Below are 1,099 nucleotides of genomic sequence, written 5' to 3'. Positions count from 1 at the left end.
CCGGGGTCTCACACCCGCATGGGCTGGGGGGACTCGCGGCGGTCGGGGTCGGGGCCGTCGTATTCGCGGATGACCTGGTAGCGGGTGTTGCGCTCGACCGGACGGAAGCCCGCGTCCCGGATCAGCTCCAGCAGATCGTCACGGGTCAGCTTGTTCGGCGTCCCGTAGTTGTCCGCATCATGCGTGATCTTGTACTCGACCACCGAACCATCCATGTCATCCGCACCATGGTTCAGCGCAAGCTGCGCCGTCTGCACCCCATGCATGACCCAGAAGACCTTCACATGCGGAACGTTGTCGAACAACAGCCGCGACACCGCGAACGTCTTCAACGCCTCGGCCCCCGTCGCCATCGTCGTCCGCGCCTGAAGCCGGTTCCGGACCTTCCCGTCCTTCATATCCACGAAGTCGTGCTGGTAGCGCAGCGGGATGAAGACCTGGAACCCACCGGTCTCATCCTGGAGCTCACGCAGCCGCAGCACATGATCCACCCGGTGCCGGGGCTCCTCGATATGCCCGTACAGCATGGTGCAGGGGGTCTTCAGCCCCTTCTGGTGGGCCAGCCGGTGGATGCGCGACCAGTCCTCCCAGTGGGTCTCGTGGTCCACGATGTGCTGACGGACCTCCCAGTCGAAGATCTCGGCACCGCCGCCGGTCAGCGACTCAAGACCGGCATCGATCAGCTCGTCGAGGATCTCGGAGGCGCTGAGCCCGGAGATCTTCTCGAAGTGATGGATCTCGGTGGCCGTGAACGCCTTCAGCGACACCTCCGGCAGCGCCTCCTTCAGCGCCCGCAAAGACCGCGGGTAGTAGCGCCAGGGGAGGGTGGGATGCAGACCGTTGACGATATGGAGCTCGGTCAGGTTCTCGTTCTCCATCGCCTTGGCGAGCCGCACCGCCTCCTCGATACGCATCGTGTACGCGTCCTTCTCCCCCGGCTTGCGCTGGAAGGAGCAGTACGCACACGACGCGGTACACACATTGGTCATGTTGAGGTGACGGTTGACATTGAAGTGGACGACATCACCGTTCTTACGGGTACGTACCTCATGAGCCAGACCACCCAGCCACGCCAGATCATCCGACGCATACAGGGCGA

The 1,099-nt window shown here is 63.6% G+C and carries 1 protein-coding gene; it reads right to left on the bottom strand.

Translation table 11 applies throughout. The features are described from left to right. Positions 1-8: 8 nt before the first annotated feature. The coding region (mqnE, locus tag JK363_RS41305; RefSeq protein ID WP_201883471.1) for an aminofutalosine synthase MqnE at positions 9-1,099 on the bottom strand (1,091 nt) is incomplete at its 5' end.

Source organism: Streptomyces coffeae (assembly GCF_016741875.1).
GTDB classification, from domain to species: Bacteria; Actinomycetota; Actinomycetes; order Streptomycetales; family Streptomycetaceae; genus Streptomyces; species Streptomyces coffeae.
Note: the sequence above shows the minus strand (reverse complement) of the source record. Positions and strands in the feature narration are given on the sequence as shown.